At 65.9% G+C, this 20,197-nt stretch carries 19 protein-coding genes; 15 read left to right on the plus strand and 4 right to left on the minus strand.

The genetic code is table 11. The features are described from left to right. The first annotated feature begins 38 nt into the window (after positions 1 to 38). A complete protein-coding gene (locus ACIO3S_RS24345; protein WP_400468471.1) occupies positions 39 to 1,127 on the plus strand; it encodes a competence protein CoiA family protein in 1,089 nt (362 codons plus the stop codon). Between the two features lie 54 nt (positions 1,128 to 1,181). Here ACIO3S_RS24345 and ACIO3S_RS24350 read toward each other — a convergent pair whose 3' ends face one another. The 3 genes from ACIO3S_RS24350 to ACIO3S_RS24360 all read right to left on the minus strand — a co-directional run bounded on the left by ACIO3S_RS24350 (position 1,182) and on the right by ACIO3S_RS24360 (position 3,406). Then, positions 1,182 to 1,388, minus strand: coding sequence for a helix-turn-helix domain-containing protein (locus ACIO3S_RS24350; RefSeq protein WP_400468284.1), 207 nt, complete (start codon positions 1,386 to 1,388; stop codon positions 1,182 to 1,184). Between the two features lie 96 nt (positions 1,389 to 1,484). Beyond that, positions 1,485 to 2,156 (minus strand): GNAT family N-acetyltransferase, encoded by a 672-nt coding sequence (locus ACIO3S_RS24355; protein WP_400468286.1) that lies wholly within the window; start codon positions 2,154 to 2,156, stop codon positions 1,485 to 1,487. Continuing rightward, the gene (locus ACIO3S_RS24360) at positions 2,153 to 3,406 is read right to left on the minus strand and encodes an XRE family transcriptional regulator (RefSeq protein ID WP_400468288.1); all 1,254 of its coding nucleotides are present in this window, start codon (positions 3,404 to 3,406) and stop codon (positions 2,153 to 2,155) included. Before ACIO3S_RS24360 ends, ACIO3S_RS24355 begins: the two co-directional genes overlap by 4 nt. A 195-nt stretch (positions 3,407 to 3,601) precedes the next feature. On the opposite strand from ACIO3S_RS24360, the gene ACIO3S_RS24365 reads away from it, so the two are divergent. The 12 genes from ACIO3S_RS24365 (at position 3,602) to ACIO3S_RS24420 (ending at position 17,409) form a co-directional block, all read left to right on the plus strand. After that, a complete protein-coding gene (locus ACIO3S_RS24365) occupies positions 3,602 to 4,468 on the plus strand; it encodes a hypothetical protein (RefSeq protein ID WP_400468290.1) in 867 nt (288 codons plus the stop codon). A gap of 444 nt (positions 4,469 to 4,912) precedes the next feature. Beyond that, positions 4,913 to 7,546 carry a hypothetical protein gene (locus tag ACIO3S_RS24370; protein WP_400468292.1) on the plus strand — a complete coding sequence of 878 codons (2,634 nt, stop codon included), beginning with the start codon at positions 4,913 to 4,915 and terminating at the stop codon, positions 7,544 to 7,546. Positions 7,547 to 7,571: 25 nt separating this feature from the next. Continuing rightward, a complete protein-coding gene (locus tag ACIO3S_RS24375; RefSeq protein ID WP_400468294.1) occupies positions 7,572 to 8,726 on the plus strand; it encodes a hypothetical protein in 1,155 nt (384 codons plus the stop codon). A gap of 254 nt (positions 8,727 to 8,980) precedes the next feature. Then, positions 8,981 to 9,739 (plus strand): hypothetical protein, encoded by a 759-nt coding sequence (locus ACIO3S_RS24380; RefSeq protein ID WP_400468296.1) that lies wholly within the window; start codon positions 8,981 to 8,983, stop codon positions 9,737 to 9,739. A gap of 27 nt (positions 9,740 to 9,766) precedes the next feature. Then, positions 9,767 to 10,933, plus strand: coding sequence for a DUF4238 domain-containing protein (locus ACIO3S_RS24385; RefSeq protein ID WP_400468298.1), 1,167 nt, complete (start codon positions 9,767 to 9,769; stop codon positions 10,931 to 10,933). Between the two features lie 134 nt (positions 10,934 to 11,067). Next, the gene (locus tag ACIO3S_RS24390) at positions 11,068 to 11,628 is read left to right on the plus strand and encodes a hypothetical protein (RefSeq protein WP_400468299.1); all 561 of its coding nucleotides are present in this window, start codon (positions 11,068 to 11,070) and stop codon (positions 11,626 to 11,628) included. Between the two features lie 625 nt (positions 11,629 to 12,253). Beyond that, positions 12,254 to 12,541 carry a hypothetical protein gene (locus ACIO3S_RS24395; protein ID WP_400468301.1) on the plus strand — a complete coding sequence of 96 codons (288 nt, stop codon included), beginning with the start codon at positions 12,254 to 12,256 and terminating at the stop codon, positions 12,539 to 12,541. Next, the gene (locus ACIO3S_RS24400; protein WP_400468303.1) at positions 12,541 to 13,338 is read left to right on the plus strand and encodes a hypothetical protein; all 798 of its coding nucleotides are present in this window, start codon (positions 12,541 to 12,543) and stop codon (positions 13,336 to 13,338) included. The genes ACIO3S_RS24395 and ACIO3S_RS24400 overlap by 1 nt, the downstream gene beginning before the upstream one ends. After that, entirely contained in the window at positions 13,335 to 13,649 is a 315-nt protein-coding gene (locus ACIO3S_RS24405) for a hypothetical protein (RefSeq protein WP_400468305.1), read from the plus strand. The genes ACIO3S_RS24400 and ACIO3S_RS24405 overlap by 4 nt, the downstream gene beginning before the upstream one ends. Positions 13,650 to 13,652: 3 nt before the next feature. Continuing rightward, the gene (locus ACIO3S_RS24410; protein ID WP_400468307.1) at positions 13,653 to 14,489 is read left to right on the plus strand and encodes a hypothetical protein; all 837 of its coding nucleotides are present in this window, start codon (positions 13,653 to 13,655) and stop codon (positions 14,487 to 14,489) included. Continuing rightward, positions 14,486 to 15,892, plus strand: coding sequence for a type IV secretion system protein (locus ACIO3S_RS24415; protein WP_400468309.1), 1,407 nt, complete (start codon positions 14,486 to 14,488; stop codon positions 15,890 to 15,892). Before ACIO3S_RS24410 ends, ACIO3S_RS24415 begins: the two co-directional genes overlap by 4 nt. After that, positions 15,889 to 17,409, plus strand: coding sequence for an SCO6880 family protein (locus ACIO3S_RS24420; RefSeq protein WP_400468311.1), 1,521 nt, complete (start codon positions 15,889 to 15,891; stop codon positions 17,407 to 17,409). Before ACIO3S_RS24415 ends, ACIO3S_RS24420 begins: the two co-directional genes overlap by 4 nt. Positions 17,410 to 17,424: 15 nt before the next feature. On the opposite strand, the gene ACIO3S_RS24425 is transcribed toward ACIO3S_RS24420, so the two are convergent. Beyond that, a complete protein-coding gene (locus tag ACIO3S_RS24425) occupies positions 17,425 to 18,222 on the minus strand; it encodes a TetR/AcrR family transcriptional regulator (RefSeq protein WP_400468313.1) in 798 nt (265 codons plus the stop codon). 84 nt (positions 18,223 to 18,306) lie between these two features. Between ACIO3S_RS24425 and ACIO3S_RS24430 the strand changes: the two genes are divergently transcribed. Both ACIO3S_RS24430 and ACIO3S_RS24435 read left to right on the plus strand, forming a co-directional pair. Beyond that, entirely contained in the window at positions 18,307 to 19,620 is a 1,314-nt protein-coding gene (locus ACIO3S_RS24430; RefSeq protein ID WP_400468315.1) for a helix-turn-helix domain-containing protein, read from the plus strand. Next, positions 19,617 to 20,171, plus strand: a complete 555-nt coding sequence (locus ACIO3S_RS24435; RefSeq protein ID WP_400468317.1) for a GNAT family N-acetyltransferase — start codon at positions 19,617 to 19,619, stop codon at positions 20,169 to 20,171. The genes ACIO3S_RS24430 and ACIO3S_RS24435 overlap by 4 nt, the downstream gene beginning before the upstream one ends. Positions 20,172 to 20,197 lie beyond the last annotated feature (26 nt).

The raw sequence follows: 20,197 nt of genomic DNA on the forward strand, positions 1-20,197 counted from the left end.
GCATCCGTTGAGATCGAAGGGCAACGATGTACTACGCGATGAGTCAGGCAGGGTCTCGGGTGCGGCCACGACCAGGAGCTTCTGGTACGTGCCCCAGTTGCACTGGCGCCGTGCGCGCCAAGTGCGGCCAGGTCAACGTCTGGCACTGGGCTCATCAATCTGGCGGTGAGTGCGATTCGTGGTCGGAGGCGATGACTGACTGGCACTGGGGATATCAGTCGATCGTGCCGGCGACCCGGTGCGAGGTTGTCATGGGAAAACACCGTGCCGACGTCGTGACCCCAGACGGATACGTGGTGGAACTGCAGCACAGCAGCGTCTCGGTCGACGATATCCGCGCCCGAGAAGCCCACTACGGCCCGAAGATGTATTGGCTGTTCGATGCTCGCGAGGCACGGGCAATAGGCCGGATCAGCCTACGCCTCCGTGCGCCCGGCTACATCGAGTTCCGGTGGTCCTACGGCCGTCGCTCGATCAAGGCGTGTCGTGCGCACGTCCTCCTCGATCTCGGCGAAGGTCTCACGCTCCGCGTCAAGGAGATCGACTCGGACGGAGGGATCTCGGGCATCGGACACATCGTCGAGACGGTCGCGATCTGGAGATGGATGCGCGACGGTGTACCGCCGAAGCCGGTCGTGGGCACAGGTGCTAACCACGAGGAACTGGTCGATCGGATCGTCAGGACTACGGCGTTTCTCGACGGTGGAGGCGTCGCAATCTCGCTCCAGGAGCCCGCCGCTGCCAAAGGTCTGGTGGCACGTGCCGCTCTGTTCCCGGGCCTCGAACCAAATCCAGCTCTTGGTGCCGCGATTGTCGCCGCGGGTCCGAACGTTCAGGGGATGCTCGGCGTCTCGAGCCTGAAGGGCCGTTGGGTCAGCGACGGCAAAGGCAGGCCAGTCGTGAGTGTCGAGTGCTGTAGCGCATGTGGCGAGCCGCACACCTTTCACGCTGGACCGTCGAACTACTCCAGTATCTGGAACAACTGGGTGCGTACGAACGAGTGGCCTCAGGTGCTAGACCGCACCTGCGTTGCGGGGCCTGGAGAGAGTCCAGCCACAGTGCCGGTGGACATCCCCAAGCCGCCGCTCGTGGCGTACGGCCGTGCTGTCGCAACTGCACACGAGTAGTTCGATCGCATTGCCCGTCCGGTACATGGCGCCAGTCTCGGTCTTCAAAGGCGCCTACGCGTGGTCGGTCGTGGGGATGCGGTGGATGAGTGCCAAGACGTCGGCTTCTTCGACCCGGATGTGCTTTCTCCCGACGCGATAGGCAGGGAGATCGCCGGCAGCGATGAACCGGCGGATCGACTTCGGGTCGAACCCGAGGAGGTCGGCTGCCTTGCTGATCGAGATGAGCCGGTGGGTTGATGCGGGATCTGTCAGTGCCATGGTCACGCCTTCGGTGCGAGTCTCATTGCGACGTACCCCTTGAAGAGCAACGTTCGCGCCTCCGGGACGGACAGACGTGCGCGGCCTGCCCGGCGCCTATTCGTCGCGTTGGCGCGCTCGGTAGGCGGCTTGGCGGTGGGCGGTGGAGCAGAACTTCGGCGTTCGACCGCCGGTGGTGCGAGGCGGGATGCGGCGGTTGCAGTATTCGCACCGAGGCGCGCTGGCCCACTCGTGGGACAGGAGCGAGTAGGAACGGGAGTCGCGCCAGGCGCCGTTGGTGAAGACGTGGTCGCGGATGGTGCCCTCGTACGAGAAGCCAAGGGACTGGATGAGCCTGATGCTGGCGGTGTTGACCGGGCCGATGTTGGCCGTCAGGCGGTGCAGGCCGAGCTTGTCGAATGCGAAGTCGATCATCGCGGTTGCGGATTCTGCGGCGTACCCCTGCCTCTGGTGGGCGGTAGCGATGGTGTACCCGAGATCGGCGGCCTTCACGCCGCCGAGGCCGAGGCGGACGAAGCCGATCAGGTCCGGGCCTCCTGTCTCTAGGGTGATCGCGAAGTAGTAATCGGACCGGGGGTGGTCCTGTTGCCGCGACAGGATGCCGTCGAGCATGTCGGCGGTCGACTCGCGCGTACGTGTGTCGAACGAGAGCCACTTGGTGACTTCGGGGTCGCCGGTGATGGCGTGCATGCCGTCCAGGTCGTCGGCGGTGAAGTCGCGAATCAGCAGCCGGTCGGTATGGAGTTGGATCGGGGCGTCGAGGGTCATGGCTGAAGCACCATGGGCGCGCGAGTGAAGGCCTCGAGCTGCTCGGCGAGCTGGTCGCGGATGCCGGACGGGGGAGCGGGGGCCAGGGCGGTGGATACGTGCTGCACGCTCTTGATGATGCCGCCGATCCGCTGCTCGCGAGGAAGGTCGAGTACGCCGGCGAGTGCCTCCTGTGCGCCTTCGAGCTCGCCGCGGTGGATCCTGACGATCGCCAGGTCACAGGCGGCGCCGGCGGCATCGCCGAATGCCCATGACTCCTGGCTCGGGTCGGAGAAGGCTTCGACGGCGGCTGATGCGACCCTCTCGGCCTCGGGGTGCTCGGGCAGCCAGGCGTACGTGTCGGCGGCGTAGTAGGCGGCTCGCTCCGGGGTGAATGTGAGGATGCCGCCGTAGTCGTCGAGGTCGGATCGCTCCAGGTGCTCGACGACCGTCTCGGCTGCGTGCACCGCGGCGGTGGCCTCGTCGGCGTTGCCGAGCCGGCCCCAGGCACGGGCGGCGGAGGCGTGTAGCCAGAGGGACGCGGACGTCGACGATGAGGCGGCGAGGCCGCGCTTGGCGTAGTCCAGCGACTCCCTGGAACGGTTGTCCCAGTAGGAGATCAAGGAGAGCAGGCCGTTGAGCCATGCGGTGACCGCGGGATCGCCGAGCTGGTCGGCGAAGATCAGGGCCGTACGTGCTTGGGTGCCTGCGCTGCGGGCGTTGCCGAGGTCGTGGGACGCCTTGGCCAGCAGGCCACCAGTGATCGCGGCGATGCCATAGAGACGTTGGCCGTCGCCTGGTCGGGTGGGACTGGTGATCGCATCAGTGACGATCTCCTGCAGCGTGATCATCGGGTTGATCAGTTCGGGCAGAGCCTGGACGGGGTACGCACGAGCCAGGTCGCGCACTTCGTCGTCGAGGAGCCGGTAATCCTCCAGTGGGGTCAGGTTGAGCCCGAGCCGTCGCATCTTCTCGGTAGCCATCTCGAGTGCCTCCATGTCCGTGGGAAGACCCGGGGCAGGCATCATTGCTCCGGGATCGGGGGGTCCGAGGAGGACCTCGACCGGCTGTTGGAAGACGCGTTCCATGGCGCGTGCCAACCCTGGTGCGGGGGTGCTGTCGAGCGCTGCGGTGCCAAGGCGACGTACGTGTGCCTCACTGATCGTGTAGCCGCCATCCACACGGATCGCCCGGGCGACCTCGCCCCAGGTCAGGCCGCGATCGGCCCTGATGGCCTCGAGGGTTGTGCGCGGTGTCCTGTGCTTGCTCATCGGTCTCTCCTCGCCTCCACTTTGCCCCCAGATGGGCGGTGGTGTCTGCCGATGTACGTCGATGTGCGCTGGATGTGCGTTGGTGTCCGTCGATCTGTCCGGTGGGTGAGAGGCACGGTAGTCGTCACCATTCGCGTTACGAATCAGTTCCTGACGATCGTAACGCGGTCTCGGTGATCGGTGAAGGGGGAGACCGTGAGCAAGGATCAGGGAAAGGCACATCTGTCCGGAGTGGCCGGCGGCGCGTCCGGAGTCGCTGGACGATCGGCGCTGTCGCTGCGGCAGCGGCGCCCGGACGCACCGAAGGTGTTCGACGACGGGTTCGAGGTCGAGGGCTTCCGGCTCATCGAGGAGTCCGGGAAGTGGGCCTCGTGGGCGGCTGCGGAGCCTGACTTGGCGGCGTACGCCGATCTCGGCGAGGTCCGTCTGGCTTGGGAACGCCGTCGCCCGAACTGCTACCTCGGCGTCGCGGCTCTGACTCGACTCGGGTCCACGCGTGGTGGAGACGATCACGACGCTGCACTCGCGGTCGTGGTCCTGCTCCACCCTGGGCTCGTGCGGATGATCCACCGCCTGAGCCCGGGACTCTGCGAGATCGACGAGGCGCGGTCGATGCTGTGGGAGAAGGTCAAGGCCGCCGAGCCGAACGCTGGACCGATGACCGTGCAGTTCCTGCTCGACCGAGTACGCCAGACCGACGTCATTCGCCCGTTCCTGCCGCGCCAGGAGCACGAGCGATCCCTCGAGGGACTCATTGCTGCGGTGCTCGATGGCACTGGCGACCAGTCAGCGGTTCTGGGCGAGACCGAGGACGAGGGGGCCGCGTCTGAGCTCGGAGAGGTGCTCACCTGGTGCGTACGACGCGAGGTGATCACCGCAGACGACTCCGCGTTACTCACCGCCCTGGTCCAAGCCGCATGCGACGGGCTCGGAACTGAGGAGGCGATGACCGCGGTTGGGACGCGGCAACAGGTCTGTCTGCGTACGATCCGGCGTCGTCGGGACCGAGCCATCGCGAAGATCCGGTCGGCCGTCCCCGCCTATCTGGCGGCGGTCGCGTGAAGCGACGTGGAGCGGCCTCTGCCGCCGTCTTGTCGGTTGCAAAATGAGTCGCACGGTGCGAGAGGATGCGTTGCGCTGGACGAACGTGGTCACTTCACTCGCCGCTGGTTGTCCCAGGGTGCCTGGGACTGGATCTACAAGAACCTCTGACAGTTGAGGTCGGTACAGGCACAGGGATCGGTCGGAGCGGCGTGGTCGCGGGTTGGAGAACGCCAGCTTCCTGTATATGGAGGGTCGCCCTGAAACTGACGAATACCCGCGCTGTGTCGGTCCCATGTGATCTCATCCTGGAGTGAACCGACACGATGAGGCCGTTAGCGTTACACACGACTTGGTTCCGAGCACCGAGCTCGAGCAGTTGAAGAGGTCCGGGGTCGTTGCGAAGGCTGGTCGGAATGCTCGCCTCGATGATCACGACGATCTACAGGGCCCCGGAGACTACCTGTGAGTGGTGTCGACACCGTCCGTGGCATCAACTACCAGCACTGCCAGGCGATTCTCACAGCCCTTGACGTGGCCGCTGACAACTCAGTGCTTGGGATCCGCGTCGAGGGAACCGTCGACGCCCTCGACCTGGAGGTCATAGCGGACGGGCCCGACCAGACCGGGCATGTCGTGGTTCGCGGCTTGCAGATGAAGTCTCGTCTCCGACCCCATACGTGGGCCCGGGCCGAGCTGCTCGCCATCGTTCACCGATGGGCTGAGCTTCCGGTGAGCGCGGACTCGGAGTTCTCATTACTCACTGACGGTGTCCTCGGGCCCTCCGGGTACGCGGTCGCTGCTGCGTTGAACGAGGCCCGAGACGGTAAGTACGACGCCGTCGCCGAGCTCCTTGGGATCGACGTCACTGACCCGCTGTGCGCGGTCATGGGACGAGCGCGTGTTGTTTCGGAACCAGGGTCGGTCGAGGCGCTGCTCCTATCAGCCGAGGTGGAGGTCCGGGCCCTACGTGGAACTGGACCAACTCACCCGGATGCCGAGACGGAAGCCACAAACCGAGTCAACGAGCTCTTCCGGGTCATCTCTACCCGCTCGGGTTTGCCCGACCCCGATGACCGCTTCATCTCCAAGGACGAAATCGTAGACATTCTCGGCGGCGTCGCTCATGTTGCCGAAGCCGACCGGTGGACCGGTTCTCTGACCGCTGAGTATCTGGCGGCTGTGGCGTCGGAGAAGATCGACGATCTCGTCGTGCCCATGTTGAGTGCCGGCTGGCAGGACTCACCGATTCGGCTCGAGGACCTGGCTTCCGTCAGTGGTCCACTTCTGATGGCCGGGCGAACCGGTTCGGGTAAGTCTACTCTGGCTCTTTTGTGGCGTCGCCGTGCTGCCGGTGCCGACCGAAGCGTTGTCGTCTGTCACGCCGAGGCGTACTTGGCGCAACGGTTGGATCGCCTGGTGGCCGATGCTGTGGGGGATTCGGTGGGTCGACCGTTGCCTCGCGGGGTGGGGCGCCAAGTACTAGGCGACCCAAGTGTGACTGTGATCGTTGATGGCATCTCGGAGGTTCCGCGCCACGTGAGATCCGAGCTAGCCGCGGAGCTTCGTACATACCTAGCCGGGCAACATGGGGCAACGTTGGTTGGGGTCGGACGCGACGAGGGGGTGTGCGCGACTGTATTCCCGGCCTCACTGACCCTACAACGGCTGTATCCGCGCGCGTTCGGTCGACCGGAAAGGCTCGCCTTGACCGCGAAAGTGCTGGGCGAACCGGACAGCAGCGCCGCCTCTGAATCCGTGGCCGTCGATGGTGTCGAGCCTCCCTTTCAGGCGGGACCTGGTGGAGGTGACGAAAAGGAGATCCCGCGAAGCTCCCAGGAGGCGTTGGCGCAGGTTGAACATGCTTTGGGCGATGCTGCCGGAAATCCGATGTTGCTCGAACTGGCGCTGCAACTGGTCGCCGGTGGTGTCCCGTTCACCGACCGCGCTTCGGTGTACGAATTGACCGTCTCGCGAATGGCCGACCGGGCCAACGCCGGCGACGTGCGTATCGCAGCTGCTGTGCTCGGCGTCGTGTTCGCCGAGCTTCTCGATGAGGGGCGGCGCTACGCCAACCCACTTGAGTGGGAACGCATGGTTGCCAGTGCGGCAGCGCTCCTTGAAGAGCGCGGCATTGCGGCCGACGTCGCCGCTGTTCGCGAAGCAGTCGCTCGCAGCGGCCTGGTCAACGCCGTCATTACCGGCATTGGGTACACGACGCTCCGGGTGCCTGTTCACGACTCGTTCGCCGACTACTTCGCCGCTCGCGCACACGCAGACGGCCTGATCTCCCTGCCAGAGACACTGCTTGAGAACGACGAGAACCGTCTGTGGCTTTCATCTCAGATGCAGATGCTCGCCGACTCTGACGCATTGGTGGTAGCCAAGCAACTGCCGTTTTCCCTGGTGCGGGTCAGCGAATCGGACCATAACGTCATCGGGGAGACGACCCCCCGACTCGTGGCCACCTTGCTGAACGCTGTCCTTCCCGACAGATCGGACGTCGAGGTGACGATGTGGCGGACAGCGAACGGAAAGGCGATGGCACAAACGGGAACCCTGGCAACCGGCTGGGTGGACGCGTCGCAGGCGCCTTCCGTCTACGCGGGCCCGACAGTGGTCGCCGAGGACGGGGACGGGCCGACCGCGGTCGCAGTACGCCTCTGGCGGCTCATCCTCAAACAGCGGCTCCGTCGCGACCATAGGTTGCGACCACGAAGCCCTCGATCGCGTCAAGAAGCCTGCGACCAGCTGCGGGCACACTGCCGCGAGGTAATCACCGCAGCGACAGCAATCCTAGCCGAAGTTGCCCCATCGGGCGCAGCTGACCGTTTGAAGAAGACGGTCGGTCCGCTCGGCATGACCGGAGTCGTCTACGAACGCCGAAGGCGTGAACTCGGTCCGGACAGGTGGCCGGTCGGATATCGGAACACAGAGGCCATCGACCTGGCCGTGGCGCCCGACTCCTCCCCGCCACCCGAAGATGACTTCTCCGCGTGGAGCGACGTGGAGTCCAGGGTCTCAACGTCACCAGAAGCCGCCGCCGCCAAGGCCGTCGGCGAGGCCATCACCAAACTGACACGAAACCACTGGCTTTGAACCAGAAACTTGGAAGGCGCATCACGTGAACCACGGAGAAGACACCTCCGCTGAATTGTGGGCAGCTACTTGGAGGTTGGCCGAGACTTGGCAGCAAACTCCCCTCGTCCAAGAACTCGCGGCAACCCTCCCCCGGAACCAGCCGCTAGATAAGCAAGGCGACAGAGCTGTCGGCATCCCCGCGCTAGTGCACCACCTGACCCTTCACGCCGGCATGATGATGAAACCGCTGATGTACGCCAGTCGTATCCCGACGCTGCTCAGCCAGCCTCTGACGGCGCGCGGCATGCCCGCAGTCAGCGAGGACCAATTGCACGAATGGTTGCAGAAGGCAGCGAAGCTAGAGGGGGCTCATCGAGTGACTCTAGGCTGGCTGCGCGCTTCGCTGGCCGGGTATCCCATTCTTCGGGCGCCCCAGCTAGCGCCCGGCACGCCTCTGACGACAGAGGAGATGACGACTCGTTACATCTGGTCGAAGGAAGAGTTTGCTTCCGGCCTGAACAAGCAACCTGCACCTCCTGCAGTGCCCGGTCTTCTCGGCGCAGATTCAAAGGGGGCATCGGATCTCGACCAAGCTGCCCGAGACGTCCGTCGAGAGCTAGCGAGGTCCAGGGCATGGATCAACTTTAACGGCGCAGTGCAGGCCTTGGATGGCGACACAAAGGAAGCGCTGCGCGCATCGCGGCGTGAATTGACCCGACGCCTATCGGCCGAGTCCCTAGACGATCACGAGCCGAATCTCGCTCTCCCGCGGGCCGAGTACAGGCTGCACACTATGAACGATGTCACCGGGTCGCTCACCGGCCCGGCGCGGATCTATGCCCAAGCCTTCGGCGAGGTGGACCGACTGCTAGACCTCACCATGGGTGACATCTTTGGTGAAATCCTGCTGTTTGGTGAACCATGGCGCATACCTGTGTTCAACGTCGAAACACCAAAGCCCGGAGAACCCATTGTCGGATTCGAGACTCCGCCGATTGGGACGTTTGTGACCACCGGCCAAGTTCTCTGGCTCGAGAATGAAGCAGTGGCAGACGCGGTCAGGGTCGAGGTGCACTCGATGAAGATCGACCGAGTCGAAGGTATGCGCGACCATTTCGAAGCGCGCGTGCTCCTCAATACTGGGGAAGGATGGCCGCCCTCGACCAACGAAACAACGAGCAACGACGGCTCGCGATAATCGAAACCAAGAGGGCGCAGACACGCTCTGGGCACACTTGGGTCCCCTATAAAGAGAACCTCATATGTCGGCGATGTATGCGGCGCGGAAGCGTACGCCGTGGCGGTCAAGATTGCCGCGGGCGCGGTCGAGACTGCTGCTGGATCAGATGTCACCTGATCCTTTCAGCAGTCCCCAAGAGCGTCTTCCACGCGGCACTACCAGCTAGCGTGGTTGGAACGGCCCGACGCACGTGGGCAGGAACGAGGTGGCGGATGTCGGTCGGAATGGCGTTGAGCGCCTCGAACGGCGTCGTGGTCTTCGCCGATGGTCGTACGAGCCACGCTGTCGGTGGTGAAGCGCAGTCGGATACGACCGTAAAGCTGGTCGCGGCGCCGCACGACCTTCCGTTCGTTGTGGTTCCGCTCGGGCGGGCGTCGGTGAATGGCGTGGTTACTGCGGACCTGGTCGAGCTGGTCTTGGACGACCTCCCATACGAGGACTTGCGGATGATGAACCTTCGTACTGTCACCCAGTATCTGGTCGCTGCTCTTATGGCTGCGGATGCCGTGTGGCCACAAGAGGGCGCCGGCGAGAAGAGCGAGTCTCTGCGGACGGGATTCTCTCTCCTGGTGGCCGGCTACGGACTTGCGACGCCCCCTGGAAACGCGACGGTTTGGACGGCGACTGTCCCCACACGCGGGGTCCCGCTTCAGCGGTCTGAGGAACCGGTCACGCTGTGTGGGTCAGGCACGGACTCGGACACACTCCTCCGCGACTTGTTCGACAGCTTCAACGACGACCTCAAGGACGGGACCTTGGTCGATGGTCAGGACACATACCGGCTCAGCGGACTCTCGATGACGCAGGTGCGCGAGCGCGCTGAAGCGGTACTCCGCACCGCGGCCGGGTCGTATCCGCGCGAGTTGCTCGATGGCGGGGTCGGCGGTTGGTGGCTGTTCGCGCAGGTCGGTTCCGACGGTTCGGTTACGGTCGATTCCGCTGACATCGGACCGATGATTGTCCGTGGTTGAGTCGCTGCCTCGACCTACAATGCCGGTGTGCCAGACCGACCTGATCTAGACGCGCTGCTGCAGTCCGATGGTGAACTGGACGGGTTCGACGGGATGGGTTGGAAGGTCGTTGCGCGGTATCGCAACCCGTGGGGCCGAATCCCGATGACCGGTGGTGGGAAGTCTCTCGATGGCGGGTCGCGGGAGTACATGGATCGTCTGCTCGCGACGCAGCGGCAAACTGACCGGGAGAGCCGTCGGCACCACTACGTCCCGCGGACGTACTTGAAGCGTTGGGGGTTCGGTAAGCAGAACCGACGCATTTGGAACTTGGACACCGTCACAGGAGAGATGCGGGCCTTCTCGGTGAACGACGTGTGTGTGGAGGAGAACTTCTACCGGGTGATCGGACCGAACGGGGAGGCGCACAACCGGGTCGAGGCCATGTTCGGTGTGGTCGATGCGGAACTGGGCCGTGTTCAATCGCTGTTCGAGCGGCTCGAGGATCCTGAAGAGCTGGAGTTCGATGACCTGATCGGTCTCGGGGTGACGATCGCGGTACAGCGGATGCGGACTGCGCAACAGCGACGTCTGCGTTTGCAGCACGATGCGTGGCTGGTCGCGCAGAACCCTGAGGAGTTCAAGTCCATCATGGACACGCTGAACCCGTTCCGTGTCGCCGGCATCCACACCGAGTTGGTGTTCAAGAGCATGTGGGAGGCGGCCGACGTGATGACGACCAGGTCGATCGAGGTGTGGGACGACCCTGAGGGCAGGTTCTGGACATGCGACGCACCTGTGCTGGTGCCGTTCCGGAACAACAAGGGCCCGAACCTGATGGCGGCGCCGCACATCCTGTGGCCGGTGACCCCGCACCGAGTCGTTGCCCTGACGAACGAGCCGTCGGGGGAGAAGGCTGTCATCCGGCCGGCGACTCCAAAGGAGCGTGGTCTCGTGCGACGCGCGATCGAGCAGGGTCGGGAGCGATGGATCTTTGCCTCGCCGGCGCAGAAGGACCGGTTGCCGAAGACGAAGAAATTCGGGCGCCGAACGCAGATGCGGATGCGGTGCTCGCAGTGGACCCCGCGCGGCCGGTACGTCGAACCTCCGGGATGTTGCGTCGAGCAGGCCGACGGGTTCTCGGCAGGTCCAGACATTGTCCTGTGCAACCAGGGGCTACACGTCGAGGCGCCGACGATGTGGGACTATGTCTGATGATAGTCAGCCTGGGCGACTAAGAGGACCTGTCGCAGCGGTGCTCGGAGTTCCGGGGGACTGATCGGATTCCTCGATGCCGAACGTCTCAGAACCCTTGGCTGACCCGAGGACATGGTCGAGCAGTGGCGGTCGTGGCCACCTACCTGGAGATCGGCACCGGACACCTCGCCGGGATGAGCCTGCCACTCAATTCGGTTGAGGTGTCCTTCCCGCCGAAGCCGCTCGCCAGGAGCGTGATCGAGAATTGTGCGCGGGCACAATGGGTGCTTGGCAGGAAAGGCGACAAGGCTGAGGGCCGGCTAGCGCGGGCGTACCTGGAGGAGTTCGACAACTCGATGGTCGCTAAACGCACCGCGGGTCACCTCGGAAGGAAGGCCGACCCCGTCCATCAGGCGGCACGTGCCCGATGGAAGGAGGTCCGGGCGCGCGTGATCGCCGCGTTCTCGGATGCCACGCCAATGACCATCGACGTCGGCGAACTAGGAGGGGAGGAGCAGCCCGGGGTCGAGGAGTGCCTGAACTGGTTCCTCGAGCTGCTTCGCGAGCATGCTGGAGGCACCTTCGACGAGAAGCAGGCCCAGGCGCTAGCCAGCACGTTCAGCAACTTCGGTGCTGACCCATCGCCGGTGAAGGCGTTCGGCGACGCGATCGCGGCAGCACTCCCGGGCACGCTAGCTCCCTCTACGGCATGAGAGGAGTAGAGCGCAGGGCATCACCGAAGTGCTGCGCTCTGCAGTTGGTCCGAGCTTGTGATCAGCGGTGACGGACGCGGTAGTCTTCTACGAGCGGCTCGATGACCGACAGAAGTTCCTGTAGTCCTTGCAGTGCTCGGTTGAGCGCAGTGGCTTGGTTCACCTCATCAGCGGCGCCCTTGGTCCGTTGCCCCTCCAGTCGGTGTTCAAAGTCGCGAGGGTCTCGAGCATCTCGGTTGTGTCGGCTGGGTGGAAAGGTCCTCGTCCAGGCATAGGCCAGCGATGCCTTGATCCCACGGACCCCGCGACGCTGGTCCTCGGTGCGGCGGGTCAGCCGTCGCCCGGCCCGATGCCCCGCAACCGCACCGATCTCGGTTGCCGTCGTTTTGGTTAGGCTCCCCGGCTGCGTTCGGCAAGGTGCATTACGGCACCGTCGTCGCAGCGGCTGCGTGGGTCGGAATCAAGACCGAGCGTGCAGACTCCATCTGTCGTCAGTTCGGCAAGGGTGATCCTTCTCCACGTCCGCGTCGTTCTGGAATGATCCGCTGGGTGCCCGTCACCGCGTCCTGCACGTGCGGTTTCCGAGGCTGTCCGATCGCAGCCTGTCGGCGTTGCTGTTGGGCGTATGGCTGGAACAACCGACGACCGCCTGCGACCGGCGGAGATACCTGTGCCCGGGGACGCCGAGGAGGCGGCCGGGCTGCTGATGAGGCTGCACCGGTTCGAGACCGTCGAGTTGGTGAAGACTCTCGATCTGCTCGACCAGGTCAGTGCCGATCTGACGATCGCCTACCGGGAGGCTGAGGCCATCCGTGCTGCGCTCGCCGTAGCCGGACCGGAGTTGCGCCGCGATGGCATGCATGTACTGGCTCAGCGGTTAGTGGGGGGTCGCAAGTGGAGGGCGGTCGAATGATGGCCACGACTCCGCCGCACGGGAGCTTCACCGTGGCCGAGCTTCAGGCAACGGTCTCGGCCTCACCTCGTACGCCCGCTCCGGCCACGCTTCATCGTTTGGCGCGGGTCCGGGCGGCGAACGCCGGTGCAGGCGCCTCGACGATCGCGTTGGCACTGGCTGATGCCGCCGACGCCGGCCAGTTGCGTACGCACCTGATCGATGCCGCTGGCCCGGTCTGGTCGGGTCTCAGTGCAGCCTCAGAGGTCGAGCTGGGTGAGGCACACGGATGGCGGCGGGGCCGTCGCGGCAAGGGGATGGTCATCGACCGCGTCGCACGGCACGCTCCGAACCCCGACCTGATTCCGCTTCCTCGGGTGATCACCAGCAGCGACCTTACCGTGGTCGACACAGGCTGGACCTGTCGAGAGCTGGACGCGTCGAGCTGCTGGCTGGTGTCAGCGCCGGCCGACGCTGAGGTGGTCGTGACCAGGGCAGGTGCACACGCGCTCGGTCAGAGCGAGGCGGTGCTCGCCAAGCTCGACGCGGCCGATGCGCTCGACCGCGTACTTGTCGTGGTGACTCGAGCGCCGAGACGACTCGGCCCCTTGTACGCCGCGGCGGGGCCCCTGTTCAGAACGCTCAACGAACGCGGCGCTGTGCACGTCGCGCCGCGCCGGGTGAACGGGTGCGGGATCGGATCTGAGCCCTCGCCTGGACCGATGCTGACCCTCGGGCGGGCCCTGCTCAGACACATCGCAGTGGGCGCCAGCGCCCGGGGCGCACTTCGTATCGAATCGGAAGGTGAAGCTCGATGATCCTCGAGACCATCAACGAGGCCAGTGCGCTCGCCGCCGACCTGCACACGATCGCCGACGTCTGCGCCAAGGCGCCCGATGGGGTCGAGACGTACGTCAACGACATCCTCGGGTGGGTCAAGTACGGCGTGATCGCGATCATCATCGGCGCCGGGTTCGCTTCCATCGGGGCGCTCGTTATCGGGAAGCTCGGATCCATGGGCCGGGCTGCGCAGGTCGGCGCCTCCGGACTGATGTGGACCATCGGCGGCGCGGTGGCGTTCGTGGTCATCTACGGCATCCTGTCCGGCATCGTCGGGAACGGGTGCTGAACCATGATCACTCCAAGCCGACTTCGCGCCTCCGTCGTCGATCCGCAGACCGAGTGGACCAGACGCCGCCTCCAAGCTCTCCTTGTCGGAGGACTTGCGTTGGTCCTCGCCCTGCTCGTCGGAGGGATCTGGTCGATCGTGATGCTGTTGCAGGAGCCGGACTCCGGTCCTGCGGACGGCGGCGAGCCCGGTGGCGCGGCAGCAGCCGATACCGCCGATGCTCGGGACGAGCTGGCCGAACGTACGCTCTCTGCCTCGACTCTGGACGAGGCGAAGCCCGGAGCGCTCTCCACTGGCACCACGGGCACGATCCGGCTGCCTGTGCCCACCGGGATGGGACCGGCCGGAGTGCTCACCGGGTACCCGGCCACCCCAGAGGGTGCGCTGGCCCAGCTCGCGGCGATCGACCAGGCCGCGCTCTCGTCGCTGCGCGTCGCCGGCGCCCAAGCGGTCATCAAGGAATGGGCCGCGTCGGGCGGACCCACGACCGAGTCCTGGTCAGGGGTGAAAGCGGTCGCCGGCTTCCTCTCCTCCGCCGGCGTGGGCGCCGACGGCGCAGATCGCTTAGTGCTCAACGTGACCCCGTCGATGGGGCTCATCAAGGGCACCGTCGGTGACGACTTCGTTGTCCCGTGCCTGAACATGGTCGTCGAGGTCACCGACACCACGGCGAACCGCGCGCCGGTCCAGGTCGCCGTCGCTGACTGTCAGCGGATGGTCTGGAGCGAGGACCGCTGGATCATCGGGCCCGGTCAAGAACCCGCCGAGGCACCCTCGCTGTGGCCAGGAACCCAGGCCTCGTACGACGCCGGCTACCAGTGGCTGGAGACCACCCCATGAGCGGCGCTCCGACGATCGCCTGGAATCCGCTCGAGTGGGCGGGCGATGCGAGCAAGGAGATACTCGCCGACGGGTTCACCTCGATGATGATGAGCGTCTGGTCCGCCGCGATGTGGCTGCTCGAGGCGGCCTTCAAGATCCTCGACGCCTTTGTCACTGTCAACGTCACCGACCCCGATCTCGCCCGGCTCTACAGCGTGACCCTGTGGGTTTCGCTCGCCATCGCGCTCATCATCGGCTTTGGACAGATCGGGCTTGCCGTCGTACGCCAGGACGGCCGGGGCTTCGGCCAGCTCATCGCCGGACTGATCCAGTACGGCGCGGTCGTGGTCTGCTGGGTCGCCGTCTGTGGCGCGATCATCGCCGCGTGCGCCGGGCTCACCCATGGCATCCTGTACACGCTCCTCGACGTGAACGACTTCTCCGGCTACACCGCCGACGACGGCTTCGTCGACACAGTCTCCGGCACGGTCGACTCAGCGGTGCTCGGCATCACCGCACTCTTCGTGCTCATCCCGGCATCATTCGGCTATCTGATCATCATGCTCGTACGCGCAGCGGCACTGCTGATCCTGACGGCCACGATCCCGATCACCGCGGCAGGGGCGCTCTCGGAAGGCACCAGGTCGTGGATGTGGAAGTCGATCCGTTGGTTCCTCGCCGCCGCGCTGATGTCGCCGCTGCTCGCGCTGGTGCTCGGCATCGGCGTGCAGCTCGCCCACGCCGGGTTCCCGGATGCCGCCAGTGGCACCGGAGAGACTCTGCAAGGCTCGACAGCCACGGCCAACATCGGCATGTCCGTCGTCGGAGCGGTCATCTTGATCGTCGGCTGCTTCATGCCCTTGGCCCTGTTCCGTCTGCTCGCGTTCGTCGACCCAGGCACCGCCTCGGGGGCATCGTTCCGATCCACGATGGCCGCCAACGGCGGGGCTGCCGGGCTCTTCTCCAAGGCTGGCGGAGGGCTCTCGGGCGCTGCCGGGTCGGGTGCAGCAACCCAGACTGAGTCCGATGGGCGTACGGCGTCCGAGGCGGGCGCCGAGGCCGAGACCGCGAACAACTTCCAGTCCTATGGGGCGAAGAGCCTCGGCGGCAAGATCGGCGGAGTCGGGGGCTGGGGTCTCAGCAAGGTCGGGGCTGGGATGGCGGCTACCGGGCGGGTCGCCCAGTACGGCGCGTCGGTCAGTGTCGACACGCTTGGTCAGGCCGGGGTCGGGTCCCAGTCCCACTACGGCGCAGGGTCGACGCAGGCTCGCCCGGGACGAAAGCGTCACCGTCGCGGTGGCAGTGGCGACGCGCGTGAGCCGTCGGGGTCGCCTGACCTGAAAGCCGACACTGGCGGCGTCACCAACGACGTACCGCCCCAAGTGGCCGAAGCGGCCGAGGACGGAGCCTTCCTCGTATGACGATCTACGGTGCGTCCGCGACTCGCGATCGCCAAGGCTGGTTCCTCGGCCTCACCGGTCCGCAGCTCTTCGGCATCATCGCCGCTGCGTTCCCGTGCTGGCTGGCGATGGCTGTGGGGGAGTGGCTCTACCTACTCGTCCTGCTCCCGCTCTGGGTGGTGCTGGTAGCACTCATCTGTATCCCGATCCGAGGCTGGTCTGCTTTCGGCTGGCTCGGGGTGCTCCTGCGCTCCGCTCTCGGCGCTGGCTTCGGCTGGACCCGCTTCCAGTCCAAGGCCGCCGCCGGCGAGGTCGACCTCGAGGAAGCCGAGTCAACCGGCGAGGCCGACCTGCCCGGGATCCTTGCCGGCATCCAGATCCATGACGGTCCACCGATGGCCGGTAGGGCGACCCGCCCAGCCCTGATCCAGAACCGTGCCTTACGGACCTGGGCCGCGACCGCCAGGATCACCCATCCCGGGATCGGTATGGCCGACGAGGACCACCGCGACCTCATGGGTGCCGGTCTCGCCGAGATGCTCGAGGCCGCTACGGCATCGGGCCAGCTCGACCTCGTCGCACTCCAGGTCCGTACGGTCCCCGACGACGGCACCGAGCGAACCTCCTGGGTGCAGCAGAACTCACGGGGCGACGAACCCGAGGCCTCTGCTGCTGCCAACGCACAGCTCGACGCCATGACGGCAGGAGCGGCGGTTCGCCGCGAAGCCTTCATCACCGTTGTCGTACGCGAGGACGTCATCGTCCGCGACGCCCGCCGAGCCGGTCGCGGAATCGCCGGCCGCGCCCGCATCATCTACTCGATCATGGCCGAGACCGAAGCTCGTCTGATGGGCTCCATCGGCTGCACCCAGGTCACCTGGCTCGACTCCGCCGAGCTCGCCGTGGCGATCCGGACCGGCTTCGAACCCGGCGACGGTCCGGCCTTGGCAGATGCTGCCCTACGGGGACAGGACGACCCGGATCTCACTGTCGGCATCCCCGTCGCGGCGGCGGGGCCGAGCAATGCCCACACGTTGATGCGGACCTACCGCCACGGGGAGTGGGAGTCCGTCTCCTCCACCATCCTGCTCCCGCGCAAGGGCGCACGGATGGGAGCCCTCGCGCGCATGCTTGTCCCCTCGCGGCCCGGCGAGCGCCGTGCACTGACTGTTCTCTACCGGCCTGTCTCGCAGCAGACGGCCGAGCGAGCCACCGGCCGAGCCGAGATGTCCGCGGCGATGGGAGCGGAGATGCGTCGCAAGGTCGGTCGCGTCGAGCGAGCCCGCGACCGTACTGCCATCAACCAGCTCCACTCGCGCGACGAGAAGCTCCAGCACGGCCGATCCCTGGTCAAGGCAACCTCCGCGGTGTCCATCACGGTCCCCGCGGCCTGGGGTGCTCCCGACTACGGCCGACGCCTCGATGCATCGATTCGACTCTGCGGCTTCGTGCCGCTCCCGTTGGACGGTGCCCATGACGCCGCTTTCGCTGTTGCCACAATCCCGCTCGGTGTCGGTTTACCGAACGGTCGTGCGTGACCCTCAATGCAGCAGCTACTGCGCCTGAGGATGCTGGCCTGGGGCAGCGATCGCGACCTTCGCCGCGACCTCGATCTGGGCCTGGGGCACTCCGCAAAGTCGGAGAATGGAAGCGGCGATGGCGTGGAGTTCCTTGGCGGCGACGTTGTCACCGTCGTCACGCCTGGCGATGACGCTCTCGACGTTGCTCAGGATCAGGTTGCCCAGCTGGTGCAGGTGGATCGTGTCGGTCACGGCCTGGGATCCGCATGAGACTGCGAGCGATCCATAGGTCTCGCGTAGCTGGCCTCGCGCGCTGGCGTACTGCTGAGCCTCCGGGGTCTGAGCGACGTCAGGGCATCCAGGCAGTTTCCCGATGTTGTGCATGAGCCTGGCGAGGGACGTCGCGTCATGAAGAGCGAGGAGATAGAGGGCTGCCTCCGGCCTCTCGATCTGATCTAGCTCGGCAACCTTGTCGAGCGTGGGCCGCACGGTCATCTCGAGCAGTTCAGCGAGGATTTCCGGCTTGCCGGCGAAGTGGTAGTAGAGCGATGCCTGGCGGATCCCGACCAGTTCGGCGATGTCGCGGGTCGAGGTGCCAGCGTAGCCCCGGTCGACGAACAGGCGAGCGGCGACGGCGAGGATCTGGTCACGTGGATGGTCGCTCGTATCGGGGCCGGGAATGTGTCTCGGTCGTCCGGGTCGTCGTGGTGCCGAGTGCCTCATCGCAGTGTCTATCGTTTCGTCGTCGAAGGTGGGTCTCTGCTGGATGACCCCCGGTATCGGCGACGTGGTTGCCGGTACCGGGGTGTCCCTTCGAGACTCGCTCAGCACCGGCGTCTCTCGTAACGGCCTTCTGTGGCCCTTCTGTGGCCCATGGCCTGCCCAATCGTTCTCGAACCTGGTTCAATGCGAGAGGTGGACACGTGGACTGGGGCCGACGCGCGGTTGCTGCGCATCGTCGCGCTCCGTATGACTGTCCGCGACTTCGCCGCCGAGCTCGGCATCACTGCCCGCACCGTCTCCAAGTGGGAGCAGATCGGTGCTGCCCGCCGTCCCAGACCCCACTTTCAGGCGATGTTCGACACCTTGCTCACCCGCGCTGAGGAGCCCGATCGAGCCCGTTTCATGGAGGCGATCGCACGCCGCGGCATCGTCGGAGAAGCGGGGGTGATCCGAGAGGGTGCTGGCGTCGACCGTCGCGAGTTCAACAAGGCGGTGCTTGCGGTTGGTGGCGCCCTCGCACTTCCAGCCTGGGCGGGCCCGCAGCCTGGCACGTCGGCCGGCGCCCTCGAGGCCAAGACCGTTGGCACGGTGCACGTGGAAGCGCTGCGGGCGGCGGCCGACCAGATCCGCCAACGCGACCAGCACGTCGGCGGCGGAGCGCTGCTGAACGAGGCCGCACACTGCCTGGCCCGGGCCAAGGCCATGCTCGACACCGCGACCTACAGCGCTGAGACAGGGACGGCGCTGATGGCGGCAACCGGTGATCTCGCGATGTGTGCCGGCTGGGTGGCGTACGACGCTGACCGGGGTGACCTCGCTCGCCAGTGGTACTCCGACGCTCTTGCGCTTGCGACCGAGGCAGGCGACGACGACCTTGCCGTCCACGCGTTGCAGAACGCGGCCCTGCTCGCGATGTCACCCAGCGGCTTGGGTTCGCCCAGCCGTGCGATGCAGCTCTCTGAGCGATCGCGGATCATCGCCCGAAACATCCGCTCCAGCCGTCTCCACGCCCTCATCGCATCCCGCACCGCAGTCGCGCACGCTGCTGTTGGAGACCACGCCAACTTCGAGCGCGCGATTGGCACCGCGTGGCGCGAGGTCGAGCACGCGGAGGGCCACGAGCCGACGACGCAGACGCCGATCTGGCTGCGCTTCGTCGTCCCTGCCGAGGTTCGCTACCACGAGGCACGCGGCCGCGCCTACCTCGGCGACCTCGACGAAGCCGCAGCTGTGTTCGAAGCCGGTGCCGAGGAGCAGACTGACCCGAGGAACGCCATGAACTACCGCGCAGCGCTCGCCGCGACTCTGGCTCGCTCCGGTGACACCTCGAGCGCGATCAGCGAAGGCGTCACCGTGCTGACCTCGCTTGAGGGAACTGTGTCTTCCTGGCGCACGCTGCGGCAGCTGGAACCGGTCCGAACCGCGGCAACCACGCACAACGATGGAGAGGACTTCCACATGCGGTTCGACAAGCTGAAGGCGATCAGCAGCAGCGGTGCTGCATGAGTGACCTCCAGCTCACCTTCCAGCGGTTCGATGCAGCAGCAGCCCGCGACGCGATCGATGTTGTCGAGCAGCTCTACGTCGCATCCCATGAAGAAGCGATCGCCAGCGGCGACCCGTTCCGCACCACCGAGACGTTCCTGCACCGCTTCGACCGCTACACCAGCACGCCAGCGTTCGACATGGTCATCGCCTACGAGTCCGGCCAGGCCATCGGTCTGGCCTGGGGCTGGCCGCTGCGCGCAGGCGGCACATGGTGGGACGGGCTCCTCATCACCGATCTCGGCGACGACTTCACCATGGAGACCGGAGAGCGGACCTTCGCACTCAGCGAGATCATGGTCGCCAGCGCATGGGAGGGCCGTGGCGTCGCGCATGCCCTCCACGACGAGCTCCTCGGCGCCCGGCCGGAGCACCGCGCCACACTCCTGGTCTCCCCGACCAACGATCGCGCATACGCCGCATACAAGCGGTGGGGCTGGGAATGCGTCGGACAGCTCCGACCAGGCTGGCCCGATGCACCCACGTTCGACGTCCTCGTACGCGACCTGTAGATCATCGCTCGGGTAGTCCACAGCCT

This window comes from Nocardioides sp. NPDC087217, from assembly GCF_044744805.1.
GTDB lineage: Bacteria > Actinomycetota > Actinomycetes > Propionibacteriales > Nocardioidaceae > Nocardioides.